This window comes from Streptomyces sp. WM6378 (genome assembly GCF_001279695.1).
In the GTDB taxonomy this organism is placed as follows: domain Bacteria; phylum Actinomycetota; class Actinomycetes; order Streptomycetales; family Streptomycetaceae; genus Streptomyces.
This window is the reverse complement of the sequence record NZ_LGDD01000177.1, coordinates 81,177-101,728: the sequence shown is the minus strand read 5'-3', so window position 1 is coordinate 101,728 and position 20,552 is coordinate 81,177. Positions and strand designations below refer to the sequence as shown.

At 72.0% G+C, this 20,552-nt stretch carries 24 protein-coding genes; 7 read left to right on the top strand and 17 right to left on the bottom strand.

Features of this window, described 5'->3' with window-relative positions:
- The coding region (locus ADK54_RS16210) for a hypothetical protein (RefSeq protein ID WP_053726339.1) at nucleotides 1–1,657 on the bottom strand (1,657 nt) is incomplete at its 3' end.
- 120 nt (nucleotides 1,658–1,777) lie between these two features.
- Nucleotides 1,778–2,764: a multidrug resistance efflux transporter family protein gene (locus tag ADK54_RS16205; protein WP_199826979.1), complete on the bottom strand. Its 987-nt coding sequence runs from the start codon at nucleotides 2,762–2,764 to the stop codon at nucleotides 1,778–1,780.
- Nucleotides 2,765–2,830: 66 nt separating this feature from the next.
- Between ADK54_RS16205 and ADK54_RS16200 the strand changes: the two genes are divergently transcribed.
- The gene (locus ADK54_RS16200) at nucleotides 2,831–3,502 is read left to right on the top strand and encodes a GntR family transcriptional regulator (RefSeq protein WP_234392091.1); all 672 of its coding nucleotides are present in this window, start codon (nucleotides 2,831–2,833) and stop codon (nucleotides 3,500–3,502) included.
- Between the two features lies 1 nt (nucleotide 3,503).
- Here the strand turns inward: ADK54_RS16200 and ADK54_RS16195 are convergent, their stop codons facing one another.
- From ADK54_RS16195 to ADK54_RS16160, 9 genes are all read right to left on the bottom strand, one after another.
- Complete coding sequence (locus ADK54_RS16195) at nucleotides 3,504–4,124, bottom strand: DUF4291 domain-containing protein (protein WP_053726338.1); 621 nt, start codon at nucleotides 4,122–4,124, stop codon at nucleotides 3,504–3,506.
- Nucleotides 4,125–4,290: 166 nt separating this feature from the next.
- Complete coding sequence (locus tag ADK54_RS43440) at nucleotides 4,291–4,470, bottom strand: hypothetical protein (RefSeq protein ID WP_107090545.1); 180 nt, start codon at nucleotides 4,468–4,470, stop codon at nucleotides 4,291–4,293.
- Between the two features lie 187 nt (nucleotides 4,471–4,657).
- Nucleotides 4,658–4,795, bottom strand: coding sequence for a hypothetical protein (locus ADK54_RS45990; RefSeq protein WP_159047778.1), 138 nt, complete (start codon nucleotides 4,793–4,795; stop codon nucleotides 4,658–4,660).
- Nucleotides 4,796–4,890: 95 nt separating this feature from the next.
- Nucleotides 4,891–5,094 carry a hypothetical protein gene (locus ADK54_RS16185; RefSeq protein WP_063801987.1) on the bottom strand — a complete coding sequence of 68 codons (204 nt, stop codon included), beginning with the start codon at nucleotides 5,092–5,094 and terminating at the stop codon, nucleotides 4,891–4,893.
- Nucleotides 5,095–5,153: 59 nt separating this feature from the next.
- Nucleotides 5,154–5,960 carry a helix-turn-helix domain-containing protein gene (locus ADK54_RS16180; protein WP_267887015.1) on the bottom strand — a complete coding sequence of 269 codons (807 nt, stop codon included), beginning with the start codon at nucleotides 5,958–5,960 and terminating at the stop codon, nucleotides 5,154–5,156.
- Between the two features lie 23 nt (nucleotides 5,961–5,983).
- The gene (locus ADK54_RS16175; protein WP_053726335.1) at nucleotides 5,984–6,493 is read right to left on the bottom strand and encodes a DUF6879 family protein; all 510 of its coding nucleotides are present in this window, start codon (nucleotides 6,491–6,493) and stop codon (nucleotides 5,984–5,986) included.
- Nucleotides 6,480–6,686 (bottom strand): hypothetical protein, encoded by a 207-nt coding sequence (locus ADK54_RS16170; RefSeq protein ID WP_053726334.1) that lies wholly within the window; start codon nucleotides 6,684–6,686, stop codon nucleotides 6,480–6,482. The genes ADK54_RS16175 and ADK54_RS16170 overlap by 14 nt, the downstream gene beginning before the upstream one ends.
- A 183-nt stretch (nucleotides 6,687–6,869) precedes the next feature.
- On the bottom strand, nucleotides 6,870–7,532 hold the full coding sequence (gene msrA / locus ADK54_RS16165) for a peptide-methionine (S)-S-oxide reductase MsrA (RefSeq protein ID WP_053726333.1): 663 nt from the start codon (nucleotides 7,530–7,532) through the stop codon (nucleotides 6,870–6,872).
- 159 nt (nucleotides 7,533–7,691) lie between these two features.
- The gene (locus ADK54_RS16160; RefSeq protein ID WP_053726332.1) at nucleotides 7,692–8,801 is read right to left on the bottom strand and encodes a hypothetical protein; all 1,110 of its coding nucleotides are present in this window, start codon (nucleotides 8,799–8,801) and stop codon (nucleotides 7,692–7,694) included.
- A gap of 69 nt (nucleotides 8,802–8,870) precedes the next feature.
- Here ADK54_RS16160 and ADK54_RS16155 point away from each other — a divergent pair, with 69 nt between their 5' ends.
- Complete coding sequence (locus ADK54_RS16155; RefSeq protein WP_053726331.1) at nucleotides 8,871–10,025, top strand: cystathionine gamma-synthase; 1,155 nt, start codon at nucleotides 8,871–8,873, stop codon at nucleotides 10,023–10,025.
- Nucleotides 10,026–10,037: 12 nt separating this feature from the next.
- On the opposite strand, the gene ADK54_RS16150 is transcribed toward ADK54_RS16155, so the two are convergent.
- Genes ADK54_RS16150 through ADK54_RS16140 form a run of 3 tightly spaced genes read right to left on the bottom strand, consistent with a single transcriptional unit; the run spans nucleotide 10,038 to nucleotide 11,388 of the window.
- Complete coding sequence (locus ADK54_RS16150; RefSeq protein ID WP_053726330.1) at nucleotides 10,038–10,292, bottom strand: hypothetical protein; 255 nt, start codon at nucleotides 10,290–10,292, stop codon at nucleotides 10,038–10,040.
- 46 nt (nucleotides 10,293–10,338) lie between these two features.
- Complete coding sequence (locus ADK54_RS16145; protein ID WP_053726329.1) at nucleotides 10,339–10,851, bottom strand: sigma factor-like helix-turn-helix DNA-binding protein; 513 nt, start codon at nucleotides 10,849–10,851, stop codon at nucleotides 10,339–10,341.
- Nucleotides 10,852–10,884: 33 nt separating this feature from the next.
- Complete coding sequence (locus ADK54_RS16140) at nucleotides 10,885–11,388, bottom strand: MarR family winged helix-turn-helix transcriptional regulator (RefSeq protein WP_053726328.1); 504 nt, start codon at nucleotides 11,386–11,388, stop codon at nucleotides 10,885–10,887.
- 156 nt (nucleotides 11,389–11,544) lie between these two features.
- Between ADK54_RS16140 and ilvA the strand changes: the two genes are divergently transcribed.
- The 3 genes from ilvA to ADK54_RS16125 all read left to right on the top strand — a co-directional run bounded on the left by ilvA (nucleotide 11,545) and on the right by ADK54_RS16125 (nucleotide 14,798).
- Nucleotides 11,545–12,774 carry a threonine ammonia-lyase gene (ilvA, locus tag ADK54_RS16135; protein WP_053726327.1) on the top strand — a complete coding sequence of 410 codons (1,230 nt, stop codon included), beginning with the start codon at nucleotides 11,545–11,547 and terminating at the stop codon, nucleotides 12,772–12,774.
- Between the two features lie 168 nt (nucleotides 12,775–12,942).
- Nucleotides 12,943–13,956 (top strand): ATP-binding cassette domain-containing protein, encoded by a 1,014-nt coding sequence (locus ADK54_RS16130; protein WP_053726326.1) that lies wholly within the window; start codon nucleotides 12,943–12,945, stop codon nucleotides 13,954–13,956.
- On the top strand, nucleotides 13,953–14,798 hold the full coding sequence (locus ADK54_RS16125; RefSeq protein ID WP_053726325.1) for an ABC transporter permease: 846 nt from the start codon (nucleotides 13,953–13,955) through the stop codon (nucleotides 14,796–14,798). Before ADK54_RS16130 ends, ADK54_RS16125 begins: the two co-directional genes overlap by 4 nt.
- Nucleotides 14,799–14,871: 73 nt before the next feature.
- On the opposite strand, the gene greA is transcribed toward ADK54_RS16125, so the two are convergent.
- Together greA and ADK54_RS16115 are read right to left on the bottom strand one after the other, a co-directional pair.
- Entirely contained in the window at nucleotides 14,872–15,369 is a 498-nt protein-coding gene (greA, locus tag ADK54_RS16120; RefSeq protein WP_053726324.1) for a transcription elongation factor GreA, read from the bottom strand.
- 212 nt (nucleotides 15,370–15,581) lie between these two features.
- A complete protein-coding gene (locus tag ADK54_RS16115; protein WP_053726323.1) occupies nucleotides 15,582–15,983 on the bottom strand; it encodes a DUF4307 domain-containing protein in 402 nt (133 codons plus the stop codon).
- A gap of 127 nt (nucleotides 15,984–16,110) precedes the next feature.
- Here ADK54_RS16115 and mca point away from each other — a divergent pair, with 127 nt between their 5' ends.
- Together mca and ADK54_RS16105 are read left to right on the top strand one after the other, a co-directional pair.
- Nucleotides 16,111–16,992, top strand: coding sequence for a mycothiol conjugate amidase Mca (gene mca / locus ADK54_RS16110; RefSeq protein ID WP_053726322.1), 882 nt, complete (start codon nucleotides 16,111–16,113; stop codon nucleotides 16,990–16,992).
- Nucleotides 16,985–17,230 (top strand): hypothetical protein, encoded by a 246-nt coding sequence (locus tag ADK54_RS16105; protein WP_398876522.1) that lies wholly within the window; start codon nucleotides 16,985–16,987, stop codon nucleotides 17,228–17,230. The genes mca and ADK54_RS16105 overlap by 8 nt, the downstream gene beginning before the upstream one ends.
- Before the next feature lie 84 nt (nucleotides 17,231–17,314).
- Here ADK54_RS16105 and ADK54_RS16100 read toward each other — a convergent pair whose 3' ends face one another.
- Nucleotides 17,315–20,521: a tetratricopeptide repeat protein gene (locus ADK54_RS16100; RefSeq protein ID WP_053726320.1), complete on the bottom strand. Its 3,207-nt coding sequence runs from the start codon at nucleotides 20,519–20,521 to the stop codon at nucleotides 17,315–17,317.
- Between the last annotated feature and the right edge of the window lie 31 nt (nucleotides 20,522–20,552).

The window sequence follows — 20,552 nt, the reverse complement described above, 5'->3', positions numbered from 1 at the left end:
CCAGCCTGGACAATTCACGCATGACCAGGGCATTCCCGTTCTGATCCGTGATCGCTACGGGCGGCGATCGTGACCGTCCCGAGATTTCGACCAGACCCTGGTTCAGCGAACCGTCGTAGAAGAGCCGGCCGCGCTCGACGTCGAGCTGCCGGTTCCAGCCCCGGGCGGTGTTGACGTGCGCGGCGAGCACGGCCGCCTCGCGGTGGTTGCGGGCCGGGACCACCTCGACGCGGTTGCGGTCCGCGCCGAGGCGGCCCAGCTCGGCGACGACCCCGCCGGTGCTCGCGGCCCAGGCGGGCACGGCGGTCGACACCCGGAGATCGGCGATCGTCTTGTCGCCCAGCCAGAGGAGGGAGACGAGGCAGGCGAGGGCGAGGGCGGTGCGGCGGAGCCGGTGGGCTCGGCGAGCCTTGTCCGGGTGGGCGCCCGGGGCCGGGCGGGCGTCCGGGGCGGCGTCCGTCTTCATGGTGCGCTCGACGGGCCGCGCCAGGGCGGCGGCCAGCAGGACCGGCGGGCCCGCGAGGCCGAAGAGGCGCTCCACGTTGGTGCCGACGGGGGAGGCGACGAGGTCGGTGAGCACGACGCCGAGCCCGTACACGGCGGCGCCGAACCGCACGACTCGCCAGCCTCGGCCGCGCGGCGCCGCGCACGCCAGGACGACGGAGACGGCCAGTGGCATCCATACCTTGCCGAGCCACATGGGCTGTTCACCCTCGAAGGGGAAGAGCAGGGTGGTCGCCCCGACGATGACGACCGGAGGGAGCAGCAGCGCCGCCGCCTTGAGCCACCGCCGGTCGAGCGCGTACGCGGCGCCGCCGACGACGAGGAACAGCCCGGCGACGGGGCTGGCGGCGGTGGCGAGAGCGGCGGCCGCGGCTGCGAGCAGGGCTCTGAGGCGAGGGCGGCGCTCTGGTGCGAGAGCGGCGCTCTCGGCGGGTGTGTCGGGGTGCGGGCGCCGGTCCGGCTGTGGGCGCCGCCTCGCCCCGAGGGTGCTGCGCAGAGAGCCGCGCCGCTCTGGATAGAGAGCGGCGCTCTCGCCCCGGAGCGCTGCTCGCCCCCAGCCGCGCCGCGCTCCCCGCTCCACAACAAGAGCACCGCTCTCCCGCACCCACAAGCAGGCCCCGAGCCCGAACGCCACCCCCACCGCGAAGGTCGTCCGGCCGGACGCCACGTCGCACCACAGCGTGAGCGCCCCGAGCAGTGCGGGCCAGCACGGGTTGCGCACCGACTCCGCACGTACGAACAGACGGGCAAACAGCCAGGTCGAGGCGACGCCCGCCGCCACCGTCACCGCGCGCACCCCGAACCAGGACATCAACCACGGCGTGAGGAGGCTGTAGTTCGCGGTGTGGGCACCGCCGTACCAGGACAGGTTGTACGCCGACCCCGGGTGCCGCGAGGCGAAGCCGGACCAGGCGAGCTGCGCCGCCAGGTCGCCCCCGCCGGTCGCGAGGGCGGTGGCCCACCAGACGTACGCCGGGATCGTGAGAGCCGTGACGAGCGCGGGGACGGCGGCGCGGGCCCGCCACGACCCCTTCCGGATGGGGGCGGTCACCCGCGTGCCCCGCCCCCGCGACCGACCCGCCGGCTCCGGCCCGCCCTCCGCCGCCCCCTCCGCGTCGCGGATGCCGGTGCGTACGCGCTCCCCGATGCCCATCCGGTCACCCTATGAGGCGGGGCCCTGATCCCTACGGCGACCGAGCACTCCCGGATCGTGGTCGTCACTCCCGCCCGCCGGCGGCCGAGCTCTCGCGCGGGGCCGAAGTCGTCGAGCTGGTCAGGGAGTTCGGGCGGACGGTGGTCGAGGGGCAGGGACTTCCGGACGGGCCGGCGTGGCGCCGGGCCAAGCGGGGGCCGGGGGTTCCGGTGGCGGCCGGTGCAGGGCGTGCAGGCAGAGCCCGCCGACGATGAGCGCGAGGCCCGTCCAGGCGGTCGGGGACGGGGTCGCGACGCCGGTCAGCAGGGCCTCGCCCGCCAGGGTGAAGGGCACCTCGGCGGCCTGGGTCGCCTCCACCGCACCCAGCGCGGCCGGCCGGTCCCGTACGAGATCGGTGGCGCGGAAGAACAGGGTGGTCGCCACCACGCCCGACGCCAGCGCCACGATCAGGCACTGGACGACCTGGCCCCGCCCCGGCGCACCGACGCGCAGGCCCGCCGTACCGGCGAGGACCACCCACATTGGCAGCGAGCCCAGCGTCATGGCGAGGGTGCGCTGCACCCCGTCGAGACCGTCGCGGCCGAGCAGCTTCCGGTTGCCGAGCGGGTAGGCGACGGCCGCGACCAGGACCGGGACGACGACCCGGGCGATCGTGCCCGCGTCCATGCCGTGCGCGTTCTGGGTCTGCGCGAGCACGACCCCGGCGACGATGAGCAGCGACACCGCGAGGGTGTGGCGCGGCACCCGCCCGCCGATCACGATCCCGGCGACGATCACGAGCTGCCAGGTCGCCGCGAGCAGCCAGCCCGCGCCCTCCTGGCTCGCCCAGGTCAGCGGCGCGTAGAACAGCCCGAACCCTACGGTCGACCAGCCCAGCCACGGCCCCGGCCGGGCGCGCAGACTCCGTACGACCCCGGGCAGCCCGCCCCGTACCCACACGAGGAGCACGAGCGGCGGCAGCATGAACAGATAGCGCAGGCTCGCGCTCCACAGCCAGGAGCCGCCCGCCAGGCTCATCTCGCGGTTGAGCACGAAGCTGGTCGCGAAACAGGCGGCGGCGAGCACGCCGAGCGCCATGGGCGCGGCGGCCCCTCGGTTCCGGTTCACGGCCGTACCACTCCCCTCGTACTCCTCGCGGCTTCCCGCACTCGGTCACAAACTAAAATGTTAGTTGTGACCGCAGATCAGCCAGCACCCGCCCCCGCTGCCACCCCCGCCGCCGCGGCCTCCGAGCCGTCCCGCCGCCTGCTGCGCGATGTCGCGTACGAGGCGCTGCTCGCCGCGATCGTGTCGGGCGAGCTCGCCCCCGGCGCGAAACTCGGCGACGTCGAGCTCGCCGCCCGCCTCGGCCTCACCCGCGCCCCGGTCCGTGACGCCCTTGCCCGGCTCGCCACGGAACGCCTCGTCGTGTCGAAACCGCAGAGCTACACGCGGGTCGCCCCGCTGGTCGCCGAGGAGATCCGGGGCGCGCTCGCCGTGGTCGGCGCGATGCACACCCTCGCGGTGCGCGAAGCCCTGCCGCGCCTGGAGCGGGACCACCTGGCCCGCATGCGCTCGGCGAACGCGGAGTTCGTACGAGCGGTGGGCGCGGGTGACATCGCGGCGGCGATCAGCGCGGACGACGCCTTCCACGCCGTCCCGGTCGCGGCGAGCGGCAACCAGCCCCTTGCCGACACGGTGGCCCGCTACACCCCGCTGCTGCGCCGCCTGGAACACCAGCGCTTCTCCAGCACGGCGGCCCGCGCCTCGGCCGCCCGCCACGAGGACCTGATCGCGGCGTGCGAGGCGCGGGACGCGGACCGGGCGGCGGAGATCTCGTACGAGATCTGGGCGGAACTGGAATGAGCTACCCGGCCCGGGGATAGACCCGCTCGTCGGGCAACAGGGCTTGGGCTGCGCCGAGTTGACCGTCCCGCACGAGCGCGTGGACGCGGTGCGCGAGCGGGGTCACGTCTTGGATGCCGACGATCCACTCGTCCGCGTACCGCCGCACGGCCTCCCCGGCGAGGCCGAGCTGCAGCGAGCGGCACGGCAGCGGCTGAAGCCGCAGATCCCGCTCGGGGTCCCACTGCACCCGGGCGGGCGCCTGCCTCAACTCCCGCTTCCAGTCGGCCGGTTCGCCGTGCAGCTCGCGTACGTAATGCGAAAGGCAGGCGTGATCGAGCGCCCAGTCGAACCCGTCCCGCCGGATCTCGACGGCGAGCACGGTGCGCTGCCCGTCCTTCGTGCCCCACCCCGAGCGGTACATCATCCACAGGAACGACGGCTTGACCCAGGTCATCCGCTCCCGCTTCCAGGCCGCCGGAAACCGCCCCTCGCGCGCGGCGGGCAGCCCGAGCGCCGGGTCGTACGCCTGGTAGACGGTGACCGTCGACTCGGTGTGCAGCGCGCGGATCTGCTGGCGGGGCGGGGTGGGGGTGCGGTCGTGCGCGCCTTCCGTGGCTTCTGTGGCTTCCCTGGCTTCCATGGGGGAAGCGTGGCCCGGCGGGGCGGGGTGTGACCAGCGAATATCGGGCTGCCGGCCGGCGGAGGCTGGCCGGCGCTCGACGTACTCGGACGCTGCTCCACCCGGCGGCCGGCGCGGACCCGATCCTGGTCCGGCGGCCGGGCCGACCCGGGGTTCGTCGACGGGGTCAGCGCCGCCGGGCCTGATGAGGGTGGTGCCGGATCTCCACATCGGCATCGGTGACCGCCGAAAGGTCCCCCCGCGCCCGAGCCGCCCGCCGCAGCCCGGCCAACTCCGCGCACACCGCACAGCCCTGAGCGGGCTGGGGCGGCGCATGCGGCAGCGCCAGATGTACGGGGTCCCCCATGGTCGTCCTCGGATTGCTCACGCCTACCGCCTGTCAGGCCGATTGCTGATGTCCCCAGCAATTCACCCGAACCCGCACCCCCGTACGCCAGGAACCGCTCGGACTCCCCCGAACGGACCCTGGCCGACAGCCGGTCGCCTTACGAAGCGGGCCAGGAGGTGCCCGACCGTGAGACGGGAGCGGGCCCTCACCTTGCCGGAGGCCGCAGTTCGACCGACCTGCGCAGCGCAGCGGCCAACTCCTCGACACGACCGGCGTCGATCACGCCGACGTGCACCTGAGCGGTGCCCCGGTAGTGCACCTGGGGGCGGATCGCAGCCCGCACGGGCTCAGGGAATCCGAGCGCCTCCAGCACCTCCGTGAGTGCGTTACAGGCGCCCTCGGCCCGGGTCCACGCATCACGCCATGCTTGCATTTCCACTACCGCCCCCCGAGGTGCTTCTTGGGGTGCGAGGCCAACTCGACGTTGCAGTCCGAGACGGCGGACAGGTCCCCGGCGCCGTACGCCGCCGTGCGCTGCTGCGCGAGGGCGGCGCAGACACCGCAACCCGGCTCAGGTGCGGGGGGTGTGCGGGGAAGGGACAGTTGGACCGGCGGGTCCATCGTGGTGCTGGGGCTGCTCACTGGGATTCCTTCCCTCGGGTGTCGGCAGCACTGATGCTTCACCCGGTGGGCAACTCGTTCTAGGGCCTTTCCTGTTGGGGCAAGAATCTGTCCCGGACGCCCTCGACCAGGGCTCTCATGGCATCGCCGTAGACCGCCACCGCGGCGAACCGCTCGAAGGTGTCGAGGTAGAGCTCGACGTCCTTCGGGTCGCGGGTGGTGACCTCGGAGTGGAACGTTTCCACGATGACGAGCCGGTCGTCGTGCAGGCTGAAGCAGGTCATGGGGAAGTCCGGCATCCGGCGGTCGGACGGCAGGACACCGAGCGAGACGTTGGGCAACCTGGACACGGACACGAGCCGGTCCAACTGGAGCGCCATGATCACGGGCTCGCTGATACGCCACCGGAGTACGTGCTCGCAGATCAGGAAACAGAAGTGCCGGCCTGGCTCGTAGAGGACGGACTGCCGTTCGAGGCGGGCCGCCACGGTCTTGGCCCTGGTGTCCTCCGGCAGGGCCGGAGGCAGGGCGAAGACGGCAGAGGCGTACTCGGGTGTCTGGAGGAGTCCGGGGACGAGCTGGCCTTGGAAGAGTCTGAGCGTGGTGGTGCCGGCCTCGATGGCGCGGATGGTCTTCTGGTGCTTCCACGGGCCCGTGCGACGCAGCAGGCGCCAGGCGGTGGCTTCGGTGGCTTCGGCGCGGGCTGTCGCCAGGAACTCTTCCTTGACCTCCTGGCTCACGCCAATGGCGGTGAGGACCAGGTCCACGTCCTGGACGGTCGGTCGCACCTTGCCGGTCTCGATCTTCGACAGCTTCCCGGCAGACATGGAAGCCCTGCGGGCCACCGAGTCACCCGTGAGTCCGGATGCGTCGCGCAGTGCCCGCAGGGCTTTCCCGATCGAGTCGTTGGTCAGCGGTGCCGCTCCCAGTAGTCCGCGAACGCGACCGCTGCGGCCAAGGCGCGGTCCCGGTAGCCCTGGTACTCGGCAAGTCTGTGGGCAGGAAGCAGTTCGGCGCCGATGAACGCGCCATCGGGTGTGTAGTGCATCCGGTACACCTTCTGGTCGTCGAACAACCAGAAGTCGTGATCAGGCAGGTTGGTCACGTCTTGCTCGGCCCGGTCGATGATGCCGATGGTCTCGCCGGCCGTGATGTTGCCCGGGTAGGCGGCGAGTTCGTACCGCAGGTAGTCGGTCAGCGGAGAGCTCAGCACATGGACGCGCGAGACCTGCTTGCCCTTGTCGGTCATCGACCGCACCCAAGGGTTGTCGTCCCAGTCAGGGCCCATGTCCCCGTCGGCCAGGAAGCGTTCGAACTCCTCGCGCTCCTCCTCCACGCTGTAGACGGAGAGCGTCTCCAAACGGAAGGCGGTCCGCTCGAAAGTCTCGAAGAGACGGCTGAACTCCTCACCGCTGAGCACGGAAGTACTCCTCCAGCACTGCGGCCGGGACCACGACGGCGGTCTCGCCCTCTGGCAGATCGAGCTGCGCCAGCCGCTCGGGGTCGGTAATGACGTAGCCCTGGACCACGTAGTCCGTGGCGTCCTCGGTGCCCCACAGCGTCGGGCACGTTCCGTTCCTGCACTCCGGGTCACCGGACAGCTTCCGCAGCATTCTTGGCCCCCACACGTCGGTGCAGCGTGTCGCGTTCGATGCTCCCGAGCCGCTTGCGGCCAGGTCAAGCGCCGGTTCTTTCCAGAACAGGAAACGAGTCGTCCTCCGGGGCGTCGGAGGACACGACGCGCCTCGGCTCACGGCCAGGGCCGACGGCGACACCCGCCGACCCCGCAACGCGAATCAGCCGGCCTCGGCAATGCCGACCGGGCAGGACACCCCCGTCCCCCCGATCCCGCAGTACCCCGCCGGGTTCTTGTCCAGGTACTGCTGGTGATAAGGCTCCGCAGCGTAAAACGGGCGCCCCTCCGCCGGGAGTAGCTCTGTCGTGATCGTGCCGTGGCCCGAGGCCGTCAGGACCTTCTGGTAGGCCTCGCGGGAGGACTTGGCGATGGCGGCCTGGGCGGGGGTGTGGGTGTAGATCGCCGAGCGGTACTGGGTGCCCACGTCGTTGCCCTGGCGGAAGCCCTGCGTCGGGTCGTGGTTCTCCCAGAACACCTTCAGGAGCTGCTCGTAGGAGACGAGGGCGGGGTCGTACACCACCCGGACCGCCTCCGTGTGGCCCGTCAGGCCCGAGCAGACCTCCTCGTACGCCGGGTTCACCGTGCTCCCGCCCTGGTAGCCGGCCAGCGTCGTCCAGACGCCCGGGGTCTGCCAGAACTTGCGCTCGGCGCCCCAGAAACAGCCCATCCCGAAGTCCGCGACCTCAAGCCCCTCGGGGTACGGGCCCGCCAGCGGGTTGCCCAGGACCGTGTGCCGGGACGGCAGGGTGAATTCGGGCTCCGGGCGTCCCTTGAGGGCCTGCTCGGGGGTGGGCAGCTCGGGCGTGCGGCGGCCGAAGATCATCGGGGGCTCCTCGGAAAGGTGTGGTCCCTCTGTGGGTGCCTAGTGGCTCCCTCTGTGTGTGCCTCTACGGAACGTACGGCCGGGCCGAGAGATTCCGGCCCCCCCCCAATCGGCCCCCCCAATCGGCCACCCGAATCGGCCACCCGAATCGGCCTCGCGCTACGGCCGCCGCAGCGTCGCAGGGCTGCCCCCGTTCGCCTCGTAGCCCGCCACCGCCAGGGCCCGGCACAGGGTGTAGTCCGCCGCCGGGTCCTCGGAGACCGTCCAGGGGAGGGCGCCCACATAGCCGTCCAGGGCGACGAACTGGTCCATCGACTCCGCCCAGCGTTCGGCGCGCACCAGGAAGAAGACCAGGAGGTGGCGGACCTGGGGCAGGACCGGGTCGTCGGGGCGGGCCTGGTGGACGGCGTGCAGGGCGCCCTCCATGGCGCGGCTCACCACCGCCGTGCGGTAGAAGTCGCTGACCATGACGACGTCGGGGACGTGCTCGTACACCGCGAAGAGGGGGAGCGCGGAGAGGAGGGAGCCGCGCGGGGCGCGGGCCGCCGCCGACGTCGCGAACTCGTCGGCCTGCGTGCGCGAGCCGTGCCACTTCTCGCAGTGGTAGTGCAGCGCCGCGAGGTGCGCGCCCATGTGGTGCGGGGCGCGGTCCATGACCTTGGCCCACAGCTGGTCGAACTCCGGGCGGGGGTAGGCGAGTCCGCGGGCCACCGCGAGTTCGGTGATGTACGGGACGGGGTCGCCCGGCGCGAGCAGCGCGGCCTCGCCGCACACAGTGCGGGCCTCCTCCAGGATGATGCGGAAGTCGTCCTGGCCGACGGACGAGGACCGCCAGGCCTGCTGGACCAGGAACTCCGCGTGCACCTGCGCGGCCCCCGCGTCCTTCGGCGCCTCGGAGCGCCACTTGCGCAGCCAGGCCCCGCCGACGCCCGGGCGCTGGGCGAGCTCCAGGGAAGCCGCGCCCGCGAAGGCCTGGACGCGCTGCCAGCGCCGCTCGCCCTCCTTCGGGGTCTCGGCGAGGAGGCGGGCGGCCGGCTTCCAGTCCTGGGTCTGCTGCACGACGGCGAGCACGTCGAGGAGATCCTGGTCGGGCCCGGGCATGCGCACGTCGAGCTCCTCCTGGAGCGCGAAGCCGTACGCCGCCGGGTCGGCGGCATCGGGCGCACCGGGCCGGGACAACTGGATGCCGCCCCCGCCGCGGCGGAACACGAACCGGCCGATGATCGCGACGAGCATGCACAGCGCGAGCAGGGTCCACAGAATCTCCATGCCCTCCAGCGAACCAGACCGCGGCCGGATATGACGAACCCGGCGGGCCGACGAACTAGGCTCTGGACCATGAGCCACGAGCACCTCGACAAGAGCTTCGAGACCATCGCGATCCACGCCGGGAACACCGCGGATCCGCTGACCGGTGCGGTCGTACCCCCGATCTACCAGGTCTCCACCTACAAGCAGGACGGCGTGGGCGGCCTGCGCGGCGGCTACGAGTACAGCCGCAGCGCGAACCCGACGCGGACCGCCCTCGAAGAGAACCTGGCGGCCCTCGAAGGCGGCCGCCGAGGCCTCGCCTTCGCGTCCGGTCTCGCCGCCGAGGACTGCCTGCTGCGTACGCTGCTCGCCCCCGGCGACCACGTCGTGATCCCGAACGACGCCTACGGCGGCACGTTCCGCCTGTTCGCGAAGGTCGTCTCGCGCTGGGGCGTCGAGTGGTCGGTCGCCGACACCTCGGACCCGGCGTCGGTGCGGGCCGCCGTCACCGACCGTACGAAGGTCATCTGGGTGGAGACGCCCTCCAACCCGCTGCTCGGGATCACGGACATCGCGGCCGTGGCGCAGGTGGCGGCGGACGCGGGCGCCAAGCTCGTCGTCGACAACACCTTCGCGAGCCCCTACCTCCAGCAGCCGCTGTCGCTGGGCGCGGACGTCGTCGTGCACTCGCTGACCAAGTACATGGGCGGCCACTCCGACGTCGTGGGCGGCGCGCTGATCGCCAACTCGGCGGAGATCGGCGAGGAGTTGGCGTACCACCAGAACGCGATGGGCGCGGTCGCCGGGCCCTTCGACTCGTGGCTGGTGCTGCGCGGCATCAAGACCCTGCCGGTGCGCATGGACCGGCACAGCGAGAACGCGGGCAAGGTCGCCGAGATGCTGACCCGGCACGCCAAGGTCACCCAGGTCCTGTACCCGGGGCTGCCCGAGCACCCGGGGCACGACGTCGCGGCCAAGCAGATGCGTGCCTTCGGCGGCATGGTCTCCTTCCGCGTCGAGGGCGGCGAGGAGGCGGCGGTCGAGGTCTGCAACCGTACGAAGCTGTTCACGCTCGGCGAGTCCCTCGGCGGGGTCGAGTCGCTGATCGAGCACCCGGGCCGCATGACGCACGCCAGCGTCGCGGGCTCCGCGCTTGAGGTCCCGGCGGACCTCGTTCGGGTCTCGGTGGGCATCGAGAACGCGGACGATCTCCTCGCCGACCTTCAGCAGGCGCTGGGTTAAGGGGACATCCCCCTAGAGCCCTTCGACGGGTGGCGTCACCGTGGACGGCGGCGCCACCCAGGGCTGGGCGATCGACGCCCACACCAGAAAGACGATCACCGCAGCCGCGAGCAGCACCCACAGGGTGCGGCGCACCAGGCGTCGGCGGTGCAGCATGCGCAGGCCCAACTCGGTTGCCCGGGTAGCCAGTTCGGCCGGTACGGCCGGGTGCGGGCCGCCCTCCAGGAGACGGCGGACCTCGGCGGTCTTGCGGTCGGGCGTACTCATCGGACAGCCTCCCGTGCCGGGGCCCCGGTCAGGTGGACGCGGCCGCTCATGTGGCCACCCCGGGGGCCGGGGCGGCGGGCGCGGGCGGCGTCGGCGGGGTGCTGCGCATGGTGGCGATCGCCCGGGTGCAGATGGCGCGGACCCGGTCGGCCGGCAGCCCGACCAGCGCCGCCGTCTGCTCCTCGGCGACCCCTTCGTACAGCCGCAGGACGAGGATGAGCCGCTCCTGCGGGGTGAGCCGCGCGAGCAGCCCCTCGTCGGCGTGCGGCCGGGGCAGGCCGGGGACGACCGGCCGGTGGTGGCGCCAAGCCGCGCGGGCGAACCGGGCGGCGAGCTCCTGGCGGGTGCGGTCGTACGGGTCCTCACCGCGCAGCCGGTGCCAGCGGGCGTACGTTTCGGCCAGGGCGGCGGTGAGCAGGCGCCGGGCGCGCGGGTTGTCGTCCGGGAGCTCGGCGGTGAGCAGGGTGGCGGCATGCAGCAACCGGCCGCCCGCGCCCGCCACGTATGCCTCGAACTCCCGGGTGCGGCGGCGGTGTTGGCTGGAGTGCCGCTCGCGCATGAGCCTCATATGAGGGCAGGCGCGAGCCCCCGGTCAAGAGGTCGGCGCGGACGGCTCCTGAGTGGCCGACTGGCGGGCCGAGAGCGCGGAGTTGAAGCGGGTGAGCAGCGTGCAGAACGACTCCCGCTCGTGCTCCGTCCACCCGTCGGTGACCTGGGCCATCAGCTCGCGCCGTGAGGAGCGCACCTCTTCGAGGCGGGACTGGCCGCGCGGGGACAGCTGGAGCACTACCGCCCGGCCGTCCTCGGGGTGCGAAGTGCGCTTGACCAGGCCGGTGTCGACGAGCGGCGCGACCTGGCGGGTCACGGTCGACGAGTCGATCCCCATGCCCGCGGCGAGTGCCTTGACGCCCATCGGGCCTTCCAGGTCAAGCCGGTTGAGCAGCAGGTACGCGGCCCGGTCCATCGAGTTGCGGACCTGTCCGACGCCGCCGAGCCTGGTCTGCTCGGCGCGGCGGGCGAACACGGCCACCTGGTGCTGGAGGGCATCGAGGAGGCCGGGGTCAAGCGGGGGAGTCATGTCCTGAACTGGGGGCATGGCCGGGGCTCTCTCGTGCGGGTGTCGGTGTGGTGGGGGACAGAGTACGCGGCCCGACCGGCATACGTACCGGCGGTGCGCAAACCTGTGGACAACTCCCGTGCGCATGAGAATCCGGGCGGCCGGAAAGGGGCGTGAGCTGCAAGACTTGCTGTCATGAGCTTCAGTACGTCTGGCCCCTTGCACCACCTCATCCTCGATGACATCCGCGGCGCGCAGAAGATGCTGTCGGGGGTGGCCCGCACCACCGCGATGGAGGGGTCCCGCCACCTGTCGTCGCTGGTGGGAGCCCCGGTCCACCTCAAGTGCGAGAACCTCCAGCGCACCGGTTCGTTCAAGCTGCGCGGGGCGTACGTACGGATCGCGGGGCTGCGTCCCGAGGAGCGGGCGGCCGGGGTCGTCGCCGCGAGCGCGGGCAACCACGCGCAGGGCGTGGCCCTGGCCTCCTCGCTGCTCGGCGTGCACTCGACGGTGTTCATGCCCATGGGCGCCCCGCTGCCGAAGGTCGCCGCGACCCGGCACTACGGCGCGGAGGTGATCCTGCACGGCACGGTCGTGGACGAGACGCTGGCCGCCGCCGAGGCGTACGCGGCCGAGACCGGCGCGGTGTTCATCCACCCCTTCGACCACCAGGACATCATCGCCGGGCAGGGCACGGTGGGCCTGGAGATCCTGGAGCAGTGCCCCGAGGTGCGCACCATCGTCGTCGGCATCGGTGGCGGCGGTCTTGCGGCGGGCATCGCGGTCGCGGTGAAGGCGCTGCGGCCCGACGTGAAGATCGTCGGCGTGCAGGCGGCGGCCGCCGCGGCCTACCCGCCCTCGCTGGCCGTCGGGCACCCCGTTGCCATCGACCCGGCGCCGACGATGGCCGACGGGATCAAGGTGGGGCGGCCCGGGGACATACCGTTCGCGCTGGTCAGCGAGCTGGTGGACGAGGTGCGTACGGTCTCCGAGGACGAGCTCTCCAGTGCGCTGCTGCTCTGCCTGGAGCGGGCGAAGCTGGTCGTGGAGCCGGCCGGGGCGAGCCCGGTGGCCGCGCTGCTCAGCGATCCGGGGGCATTCCGGGGGCCGGTCGTCGCGGTGCTCTCCGGCGGCAATGTGGACCCGCTCCTGATGCAGCGGATCCTGCGGCACGGCATGTCGGCGGCGGGCCGCTACCTGTCGCTGCGCCTTCGCCTGACGGACCGGCCCGGGGCGCTGGCCTCGCTTCTCGGGGAATTGTCAGTGCTGGATGCCAATGTGTTGGACGTGAGCCACGTGCGGACCGACCCTCGGCTCGGACTCACGGAGGTGGAGGTCGAGTTGCAGTTGGAGACGAAGGGCCCGGAGCACTGCGCGGAGGTGTCGGCGGCGCTGCGGGAGGCGGGCTACACGGTCATGGGCTGATCCGGGACCTGTGCGTGACCAGGGGGTGAGGAAGGTCGCGCAGGACCGCTGACAGGACGCGATGTATCGCGTTATGGTGTGGCTCGACAAAGGCTCCACCGGGCACTCCATGCCCGGAAAATCTAGGATTTGTCCAGGAAGTCACACCCAACTCTGGGGGGTACCCACATGCCAGGCGCCATCTACGCCGAAGGCCTGGTGAAGACTTTCGGCGACGTAACGGCTCTGGACGGCGTGGACCTCGATGTCCCGGAAGGGACGGTCCTCGGCCTGCTCGGCCCCAACGGCGCCGGCAAGACCACCACCGTGCGCGTCCTGACCACCCTGCTCCAGCCCGACCGCGGCAAGGCGGTCGTCGCGGACATCGACGTCCTCAAGCATCCCAACGAAGTCCGCCGGTCCATCGGCCTGTCCGGCCAGTTCGCGGCCGTCGACGAATACCTCACCGGCCGCGAGAACCTCCAGATGGTCGGCCAGCTCTACCAGATGAACGGCAAGGCCGCGAAGGCGCGCGCGGGCGAACTGCTCGACCGCTTCAACCTGGCCGACGCCGCCGACCGCCCCGCCAAGACGTACTCCGGCGGCATGCGCCGGCGCCTCGACCTCGCGGCCGCCCTCGTCGTCTCGCCGCCCGTCATGTTCATGGACGAGCCGACCACCGGCCTCGACCCGCGCAACCGGCAGCAACTGTGGGAAGTCATCCAGGAGTTGGTGGCCGGCGGCACCACCCTGCTGCTCACCACCCAGTACCTCGAAGAGGCCGACCGCCTCGCGCACGACATCTGCGTCGTCGACCACGGCAAGGTCATCGCCCGCGGCAGCTCCGACCAGCTGAAGGCCCGCACCGGCGGCGAGCGCGTCGAAGTCGTTGTCCACCAGAGCGACCAGATAGCCCCGGCCCGCGAGGTCCTGGCGGGCTTCGGCAAGGGCGAGGTCAAGGTCGAGGAACACACCCGCCAGCTCACCGTCCCGGTCGCCGGCGGCGCGAAGCTGCTCGCCGAGGTCATCCGCGAACTCGACACCAGGGGCGTGGAGATCGACGACATCGGCCTGCGCCGCCCCACCCTCGACGACGTCTTCATCTCCCTGACCGGCCACGCGGCCGAGATCCCCAAGGAAGAGGAAGAAGACCCCGCCGACGCCCACGGCAGGTCCAAGGGCCACAAGGAGGCCGCGAAGTGAGTGCCATCACCGACGTCGTACCCGCACCGCGGGCTCGGGGCGGCATCGGCGGGTCCGTACGGGACTCGCTGGTCGTTGCCAAGCGGAACTTGATCCGCATGACCCGGATCCCGGAGATGGTCATCTTCGGCCTCATCCAGCCGATCATGTTCGTGGTGCTGTTCAGCTACGTCTTCGGCGGCTCGGTCAACATCGGCGGCACCACCGACGCCGGCGCCTACCGCGAGTTCCTGATGGCCGGCATCTTCGCGCAGACCGTCACCTTCGCGACCGCCGGAGCGGGCGCGGGCATCGCCGACGACATGCACAAGGGCCTCATCGACCGCTTCCGCTCGCTGCCCATGGCGCGGGGCGCGGTCCTGACCGGTCGCACGCTCGCCGACCTCGTGCAGACCACCCTGACCGTCGTCGTCCTCGCGATCGTGGCCCTCCTGGTGGGCTGGCGCATCCACAACGGCCTGCCCAAGATGCTCGGCGCCTTCGCCCTGCTGCTCCTGCTCGGGTACGCGTTCTCCTGGATCGGCGCCCTGATCGGCCTGTCCGTACGTACCCCCGAGGCGGCCACCTCGGGCGGGCTGATCTGGCTGTTCCCGGTCACCTTCGTGTCCAACGCGTTCGTGAACACCTCGGGGATGACGGCCTGGCTGCGCCACATCGCCGAGTGGAACCCCTTCAGCGCGACCGTCCAGGCCTGCCGCACGCTGTTCGGCAACCCGGGTGTGGTCGACTCCAGCGCCTGGCCGATGCAGCACCCGGTCTGGGCCTCGCTGCTCTGGTCGATCCTGATCATCGTGGTCTTCCGCACGCTGGCGGTCCGCAAGTACCGCTCGGCCACCGCCTAGCAGCACGAAGCCCCCGGCCGCTGGAAAGGCGCGGTCGGGGGCTTCGTGCTGCGTACAGCAGGGCGTGCGGGTGTCAGCCGGTGAACGGCTCGGCCGCGAGGATCTTCACCGAGGCCTTCTTGCCGTTGGGCAGCTCGTACTCGGCGTCCTCGCCGACCTTCTTGCCGTTCACGCCGGAGCCGAGCGGCGACTGCGGCGAGTACGTCTCGAAGTCGCCCGAGGCGTACTCGCGCGAGGCCATCAGGAACTGCAGGGTGTCGTCCTCGTCGCCGTCGAAGGCGATCGTGACGAGCATGCCGGGGGCCACCACGCCGTCCGCGGCGGGGGCCTCGCCGACCTTGGCGTGCTCCAGGAGCTGGGTCAGCTGGCGCACCCGGAGCTCCATCTTGCCCTGCTCCTCCTTGGCCGCGTGGTACCCGCCGTTCTCCCGGAGGTCACCCTCCTCACGGGCCGCCGCGATCTTTACGGCGATCTCCGTGCGCGCGGGACCAGACAGGTACTCCAGCTCGGCCTTGAGCTGGTTGTACGCCTCCTGGGTCAGCCAGGTGACGTTGTCGCTGGTCTGGGTCACAGGTGCTCCTCGTCGGTACTGGGAATACAAAGCATCGCCCTACCCCAAAGCATGTGCCTGGATGGGTGGGCGAAACCACGAGCCTAACAATTCAGGCGCCGTAGGGGGAGGACATAAACCGCTAGAACTTCATCAACGCAGGTCAGAGCCTGTGCGTCGTCAACCTTGATCAATAACTTGAGCAGTACGGGGCCGGGGCGGGCCGCTGCGGCTCAGTCGGACTGGCAGCTGACCAGGTCGGCGGCCGTCGCCCGCGAGGTCGTCGTGATCGTGACGACCTTGTCGACCTGTTTGACCGGCTCGTCGAACCGGAAGTCCGCCCGGCCCACGTCGTCGCCGCTGGTCTGCTGGGCGCGCAGGGTGCAGGTGCCCTTGGCGTTCTTGTCCTTGACGACTTCGAGGTGCACCTCGACCGAGGTGTCCGAGACCACCTTGAACTTGATCACCTGCGCGGAGAGCGACTGCCCGCCCACGTAGTCGTAACCGATCCAGCCGATCACGCCGAGCAGCACGATTCCGAGCACCGAGCCGACGATCTTCAGCTTGCGGTCCGCGCGCTCGTCCGCCGAACGCCCGTAGCGCCCCTGAGGGAGCTGCTCGCGAACAGCGGCCATGATCGTCCTCCTGCTGGTGGGGGTCGCCGGAATTTTCCGCCCCCCGATTCGGTCACTATAGAAGCCGCCCATTGCGCCGATCACAGAGGGCGCCGAATTCACTTACTGAGCCACCGAGGATCGAGTCTTGACTGAGCAGCTGCGACTGATGGCCGTCCACGCCCACCCCGACGACGAGTCGAGCAAGGGCGCGGCCACCATGGCGAAGTATGTGTCCGAGGGGGTGGACGTGCTGGTCGTGACCTGCACCGGAGGCGAGCGCGGCTCCATCCTCAACCCCAAGCTCCAGGGCGACAAGTACATCGAGGAGCACATCCACGAGGTCCGCAAGAGAGAGATGGACGAGGCGCGCGAGATCCTCGGCGTGAGCCAGGAGTGGCTCGGCTTCGTCGACTCGGGGCTGCCCGAGGGCGACCCGCTGCCGCCGCTGCCGGAGGGCTGCTTCGCCCTGGAGGACGTGGACGTCGCGGCCGGCCGCCTCGTGCGGTCCATCCGCAACTTCCGTCCGCAGGTCATCACGACGTACGACGAGAACGGCGGCTACCCGCACCCCGACCACATCATGACGCACAAGATCACGATGGTGGCCTTCGAGGGCGCGGCCGACACCGAGAAGTTCCCCGAGGACGAGTTCGGCCCGGCCTTCCAGCCGCAGAAGCTCTACTACAACCAGGGCTTCAACAAGCCGCGCACGGTCGCCCTGCACGAGGCGCTGCTCGCCCGCGGCATGGAGTCCCCGTACGGCGAGTGGCTGGAGCGCTGGAAGGAGTTCGAGCGCGCCGAACGCACGCTGACCACGCACGTTCCGTGCGCGGAGTTCTTCGAGATCCGGGACAAGGCGCTCATCGCGCACGCCACCCAGATCGACCCGGACGGCGGCTGGTTCCGCGTGCCGCTCGACCTCCAGAAGGATGTCTGGCCGACCGAGGAGTACGAGCTCGCGAAGTCGCTCGTGGACACTTCCCTCCCCGAGGACGACCTCTTCGCGGGCGTACGCGACAATGCCTGATATGAGCGCAAGCCTCGCAATGACGCACATGATCCCGTTGGCCGACGAGATCAACAACGACAAGGTGACGCCGGGTGTCCTCGGCTTCATCGTCTTCGCCGCCCTCGCCCTTGGCGTGTGGATGCTGATGAAGTCGATGAACCGCCACATGGGCAAGGTCGACTTCGAGGAGACCCCGGACCCGTCCGCGGCGACCCCGGCGGCCGCCCCGGGCAAGGGCGCACCGAAGAACGCCTGACCCCCCCCTCGGGGTCTGCTGAGCGCCCCCGCCGCGCCCGTTCCGGGACGCGGCGGCGGGTGCTTCCGGCTGTGGCCGGCGGCGTCAGCGCCCCGCCCTCACCGGCACCCCCATGACCTCCCGGGCGTGCCGGTCCGGGACCATGCCCAGGTGCCAGGCCTGCCAGCCCGCCTCCAGGGAGATGCCGCGCTCCAGCACGAGCGCGAAGGCCTCCGCGCAGTCCTCCAGCTTGCCGTCGCGGGAGTCGTGGGTGGCGCGCAGGAGCTGGGCCACCTCCTCCTGGGCGACCGCCGTGCCGACGTCCACGCCGCCCGCGCCCGCGTACGGCAGCAGCGTGCAGCGAAGGAAGCGGGACCAGTCGCCGCCGCGCCGGTCGTCGTACGAGGCGAACAGCGCGGTCGCCTCGTCGCACAGCGCGAGCGCCGGCCCCGGGCGGTTGTTGCCCGCGTCGATCAAGGCGAGCTCCAGACACGTCCAGGCCTCGCCGTGCGCCACCCCGATGCGGTGGAAGTCGGCGCGCGCGTCGACCAGGAGCTGGCGGGCGAAGCCGGAGTTGCGCAGGTTGCCGGTCTGGGCGGCGCGCTGGTCGCGGGTGACCCGGCCCGAGTGGTGGCGGGTGCAGGCGAGCCCGTACACGTCGCGCATGCGGGAGAACATCGTGCGGGCCCGCTCCAGCTCGCGCACCGCCTGGTCGCGGTCGCCGCGCTCCTCCAGGGCCTGGCCCAGGTAGTACAGCGTCCAGGCCTCGCCGCGCGCGTCCTCCTGCTCGCGGTGGCGCGACAGGGCCTGGCGGAGCTGGTCGACGGCGGCCGACGCGTCGCCGTCGACGAGCCGGGCGCGGGCCAGCTGGGTCATCGCCCAGGCCTCGCCGCGGCCGTCGCGCGTGCGCCCGTACATGTCGAGCGCGGTGCGCAACTCCTCCTCGGCGCGCGGGACTTCGCCCATCCGCAGATACAGCTGGCCGAGCTGGAAGTGCGTCCAGGCCTCGCCGTGCAGCGACTCGTTCTCGCGGTGCAGGGCGAGCGCGGTGGCGAGCAGGGTCAGTGCGCCGGACAGGTTGGCGCGGTCGCGCTCGACCGCCGCAAGGGCGTGCAGCGACCAGGCGCGGTCGCCGGACAGCTCCTCGCCGGCCTGGAGGTCGATCGCCTCGCGCAGGCGGGTCGCGGCCTCGGCGAGGTTGCCCTGGTGGTGCAGGGTGATGCCGAGCGAGCACAGCGCGAGGGCCTGGCCCGCCTCGTGCTGGGCCTCGCGGTAGAGGTTGACCACGGACGACAGCGTCGTACGCGCCGTGTCGAGCTCGCCGAGCTGGCGGGCCGCGATGCCGGTGCGCCACTGCACGGAACGGACGAGCAGGCCCTGGTCGACGGCCTGGGTCAGCTCGCTGATCTCGCCCAGGCGGTAGAGGTCGCCGCGCAGCAGGCAGTAGTCGCACAGCGCGCCGAGCAGGCTGAGCACGGCCTCCTGGTCGACGCCCTCGGCCTGGCGCAGGGCGGCCGTGATGAAGCTCGACTCGTCGTCCAGCCAGCGCAGCGCCGCGTCCAGGGAGGGGAAGCCGTGCCCGCCGAACTGGCCGGCCCGCGTCGACATCTTGCCGTCGACCATGCGGCCCACCGCGTCCGCGAGCTCCGCGTAGTTGCGGATGAGGCGTTCTTGCGCGGCCACCCGCTCGGCCTGTTCCTCCTCGTCGGCGAGGCGGGCCTCGGCGAAGGACCTTACGACGTCGTGCAACCGGTAGCGGCTGCCGCGCACGTGGTCGATGAGCCCGGCCGCGGCAAGGGCCGCGAGCTGGCGCTGGGCCTCCTGCTCGTCGACGGCGAGCAGCGACGCCGCGGCCGCCGCGCCGAGCGAGGCCCGGCCCGCGAGCGCCAGGCGGCGCAGGAGGCGGCGGGCCGGCTCGGACTGGTCGGTGTAGCGCAGCCACAGGGCCCGCTCGGCGGGCGCCACCGGACCGTACGCCGCCAGGTCCGCGGCGAGGGCCCGCGCCGAACGCGGCCCGAGCGAGGACCCGGCGATGCGCAGCGCCAGCGGGAGCCCACCGCACAACTGCCGTACGAGCTCGGTCGATTCGGCGTCGTAGGGGCCGGGCTCCTTCTCCTCGGCGGACTCGCGAAGGAGTTCCTCCGCGCCCGCCGCGTCCAGTGGTTCGACGGCCAGCTGGTGCACCCACGCCGGGAAGTCGGCTGGCAGGTCGAGCGGTTGGGAGGAGGTCACGAGCACCAGGCCCTCGGAGCGCTGCGGCACCAGGGTGCGGACCTGCTCGGCGTCGTCGGTGTCGTCCAGTACGACGGTGACCGCGAGGCCCGTCAGGTGCTGGTGGTAGAGCTCGGCGAGGCGGCGCACCTGCTGTTCGGGGGAGGACCTCTCGCGGAACAGGAGCTGCTCGCGGGGCGCGCCGAGCCGGTTGAGCAGGTGAAGGAGCGCGTCCCTGGTCGGCAGCGGGCTCTCGCCCGACAGGCCGCCGCCGCGCATGTCGACCAGGCACGCGCCGCGGAACTGGTCGCGCAGCCCGTGCGCCGCCCGCACCGCGAGGGTGCTGCGGCCCGAACCCGGCGCGCCGTGCAGGACGACGACCACCGGGCGGGTCTCCGTCGAGGCCCGGGCCGCCTGCACCCACTGGCCGATCCGCGCCAGCTCGGAGCGCCGCCCCGCGAACGGGCCCTGGGGATCGGGCAGATGGCCGAACGACTGCTCAAGCACCGACCTGCGGCGGGCCGCCGCGCTCTTGTCCGTGCCGCGCAGCTGGGTGGGCACCTTCTTCTGCGGCGGCTTGGGGCTCACCGCGCGCTGCTGGTCCAGGAACGGCCGGATGCCCCGCACCTCAAGCGCCGTCAGCCACTGGAGCCGCAACTGCTCCAGGCCACCCGGCTGGCCGAGCGCCCCGGCCCGGCGGTGCGCGGCCGGCACGTGCGACGCCGTCACCTTGGCGACCGTCCCCGCGGCCCCGGCCACCGCCACGGCCGCCCCGGTGCCCACCGCGCCGCCCGCGCCGACCCCGAGCGCGATGTCGACGACCACGGCGGCGATCGCGCCAACTCCCGTGGCCAGTAAGCCGGTTGAGCCGCCGTCACGCTTGAATCGCTCGCCGAACGACAGCTGCCCGGCCGCCGCCTCGTCCAGGGCGTGGGTGTAGGCCGCGTACTCCTCCGCGGCGCTCTGGGCCAGCGCGTCGAGCGCGCCCCGGCCCCGGGAGAGCAGGGCGCTCCCGTCGGACCGTCCGCCGGAGCGCCGTACCTCTTCCTCCACGGCGCGTACCAACAGCCGCTCGGCCTCGGCCCGATGGCTGTCCCGCATGTGCGTCCCCCTCCGAGAGCCCGTCGCCCGC

Bases quoted from the DNA above. Each gene is read 5' to 3' on its own strand.
- ADK54_RS16195 (WP_053726338.1), bottom strand. From the start codon at position 4,124: ATGGAAGCCAGGGAAGCCACAGAAGCCACGGAAGGCGCGCACGACCGC.
- ADK54_RS43440 (WP_107090545.1), bottom strand. From the start codon at position 4,470: ATGGGGGACCCCGTACATCTGGCGCTGCCGCATGCGCCGCCCCAGCCC.
- ADK54_RS16170 (WP_053726334.1), bottom strand. From the start codon at position 6,686: ATGCTGCGGAAGCTGTCCGGTGACCCGGAGTGCAGGAACGGAACGTGC.
- msrA (WP_053726333.1), bottom strand. From the start codon at position 7,532: ATGATCTTCGGCCGCCGCACGCCCGAGCTGCCCACCCCCGAGCAGGCC.
- ADK54_RS16160 (WP_053726332.1), bottom strand. From the start codon at position 8,801: ATGGAGATTCTGTGGACCCTGCTCGCGCTGTGCATGCTCGTCGCGATC.
- ADK54_RS16155 (WP_053726331.1), top strand. From the start codon at position 8,871: ATGAGCCACGAGCACCTCGACAAGAGCTTCGAGACCATCGCGATCCAC.
- ADK54_RS16150 (WP_053726330.1), bottom strand. From the start codon at position 10,292: ATGAGTACGCCCGACCGCAAGACCGCCGAGGTCCGCCGTCTCCTGGAG.
- ADK54_RS16145 (WP_053726329.1), bottom strand. From the start codon at position 10,851: ATGCGCGAGCGGCACTCCAGCCAACACCGCCGCCGCACCCGGGAGTTC.
- ADK54_RS16140 (WP_053726328.1), bottom strand. From the start codon at position 11,388: ATGCCCCCAGTTCAGGACATGACTCCCCCGCTTGACCCCGGCCTCCTC.
- ilvA (WP_053726327.1), top strand. From the start codon at position 11,545: ATGAGCTTCAGTACGTCTGGCCCCTTGCACCACCTCATCCTCGATGAC.
- ADK54_RS16130 (WP_053726326.1), top strand. From the start codon at position 12,943: ATGCCAGGCGCCATCTACGCCGAAGGCCTGGTGAAGACTTTCGGCGAC.
- ADK54_RS16115 (WP_053726323.1), bottom strand. From the start codon at position 15,983: ATGGCCGCTGTTCGCGAGCAGCTCCCTCAGGGGCGCTACGGGCGTTCG.
- ADK54_RS16105 (WP_398876522.1), top strand. From the start codon at position 16,985: ATGCCTGATATGAGCGCAAGCCTCGCAATGACGCACATGATCCCGTTG.
- ADK54_RS16100 (WP_053726320.1), bottom strand. From the start codon at position 20,521: ATGCGGGACAGCCATCGGGCCGAGGCCGAGCGGCTGTTGGTACGCGCC.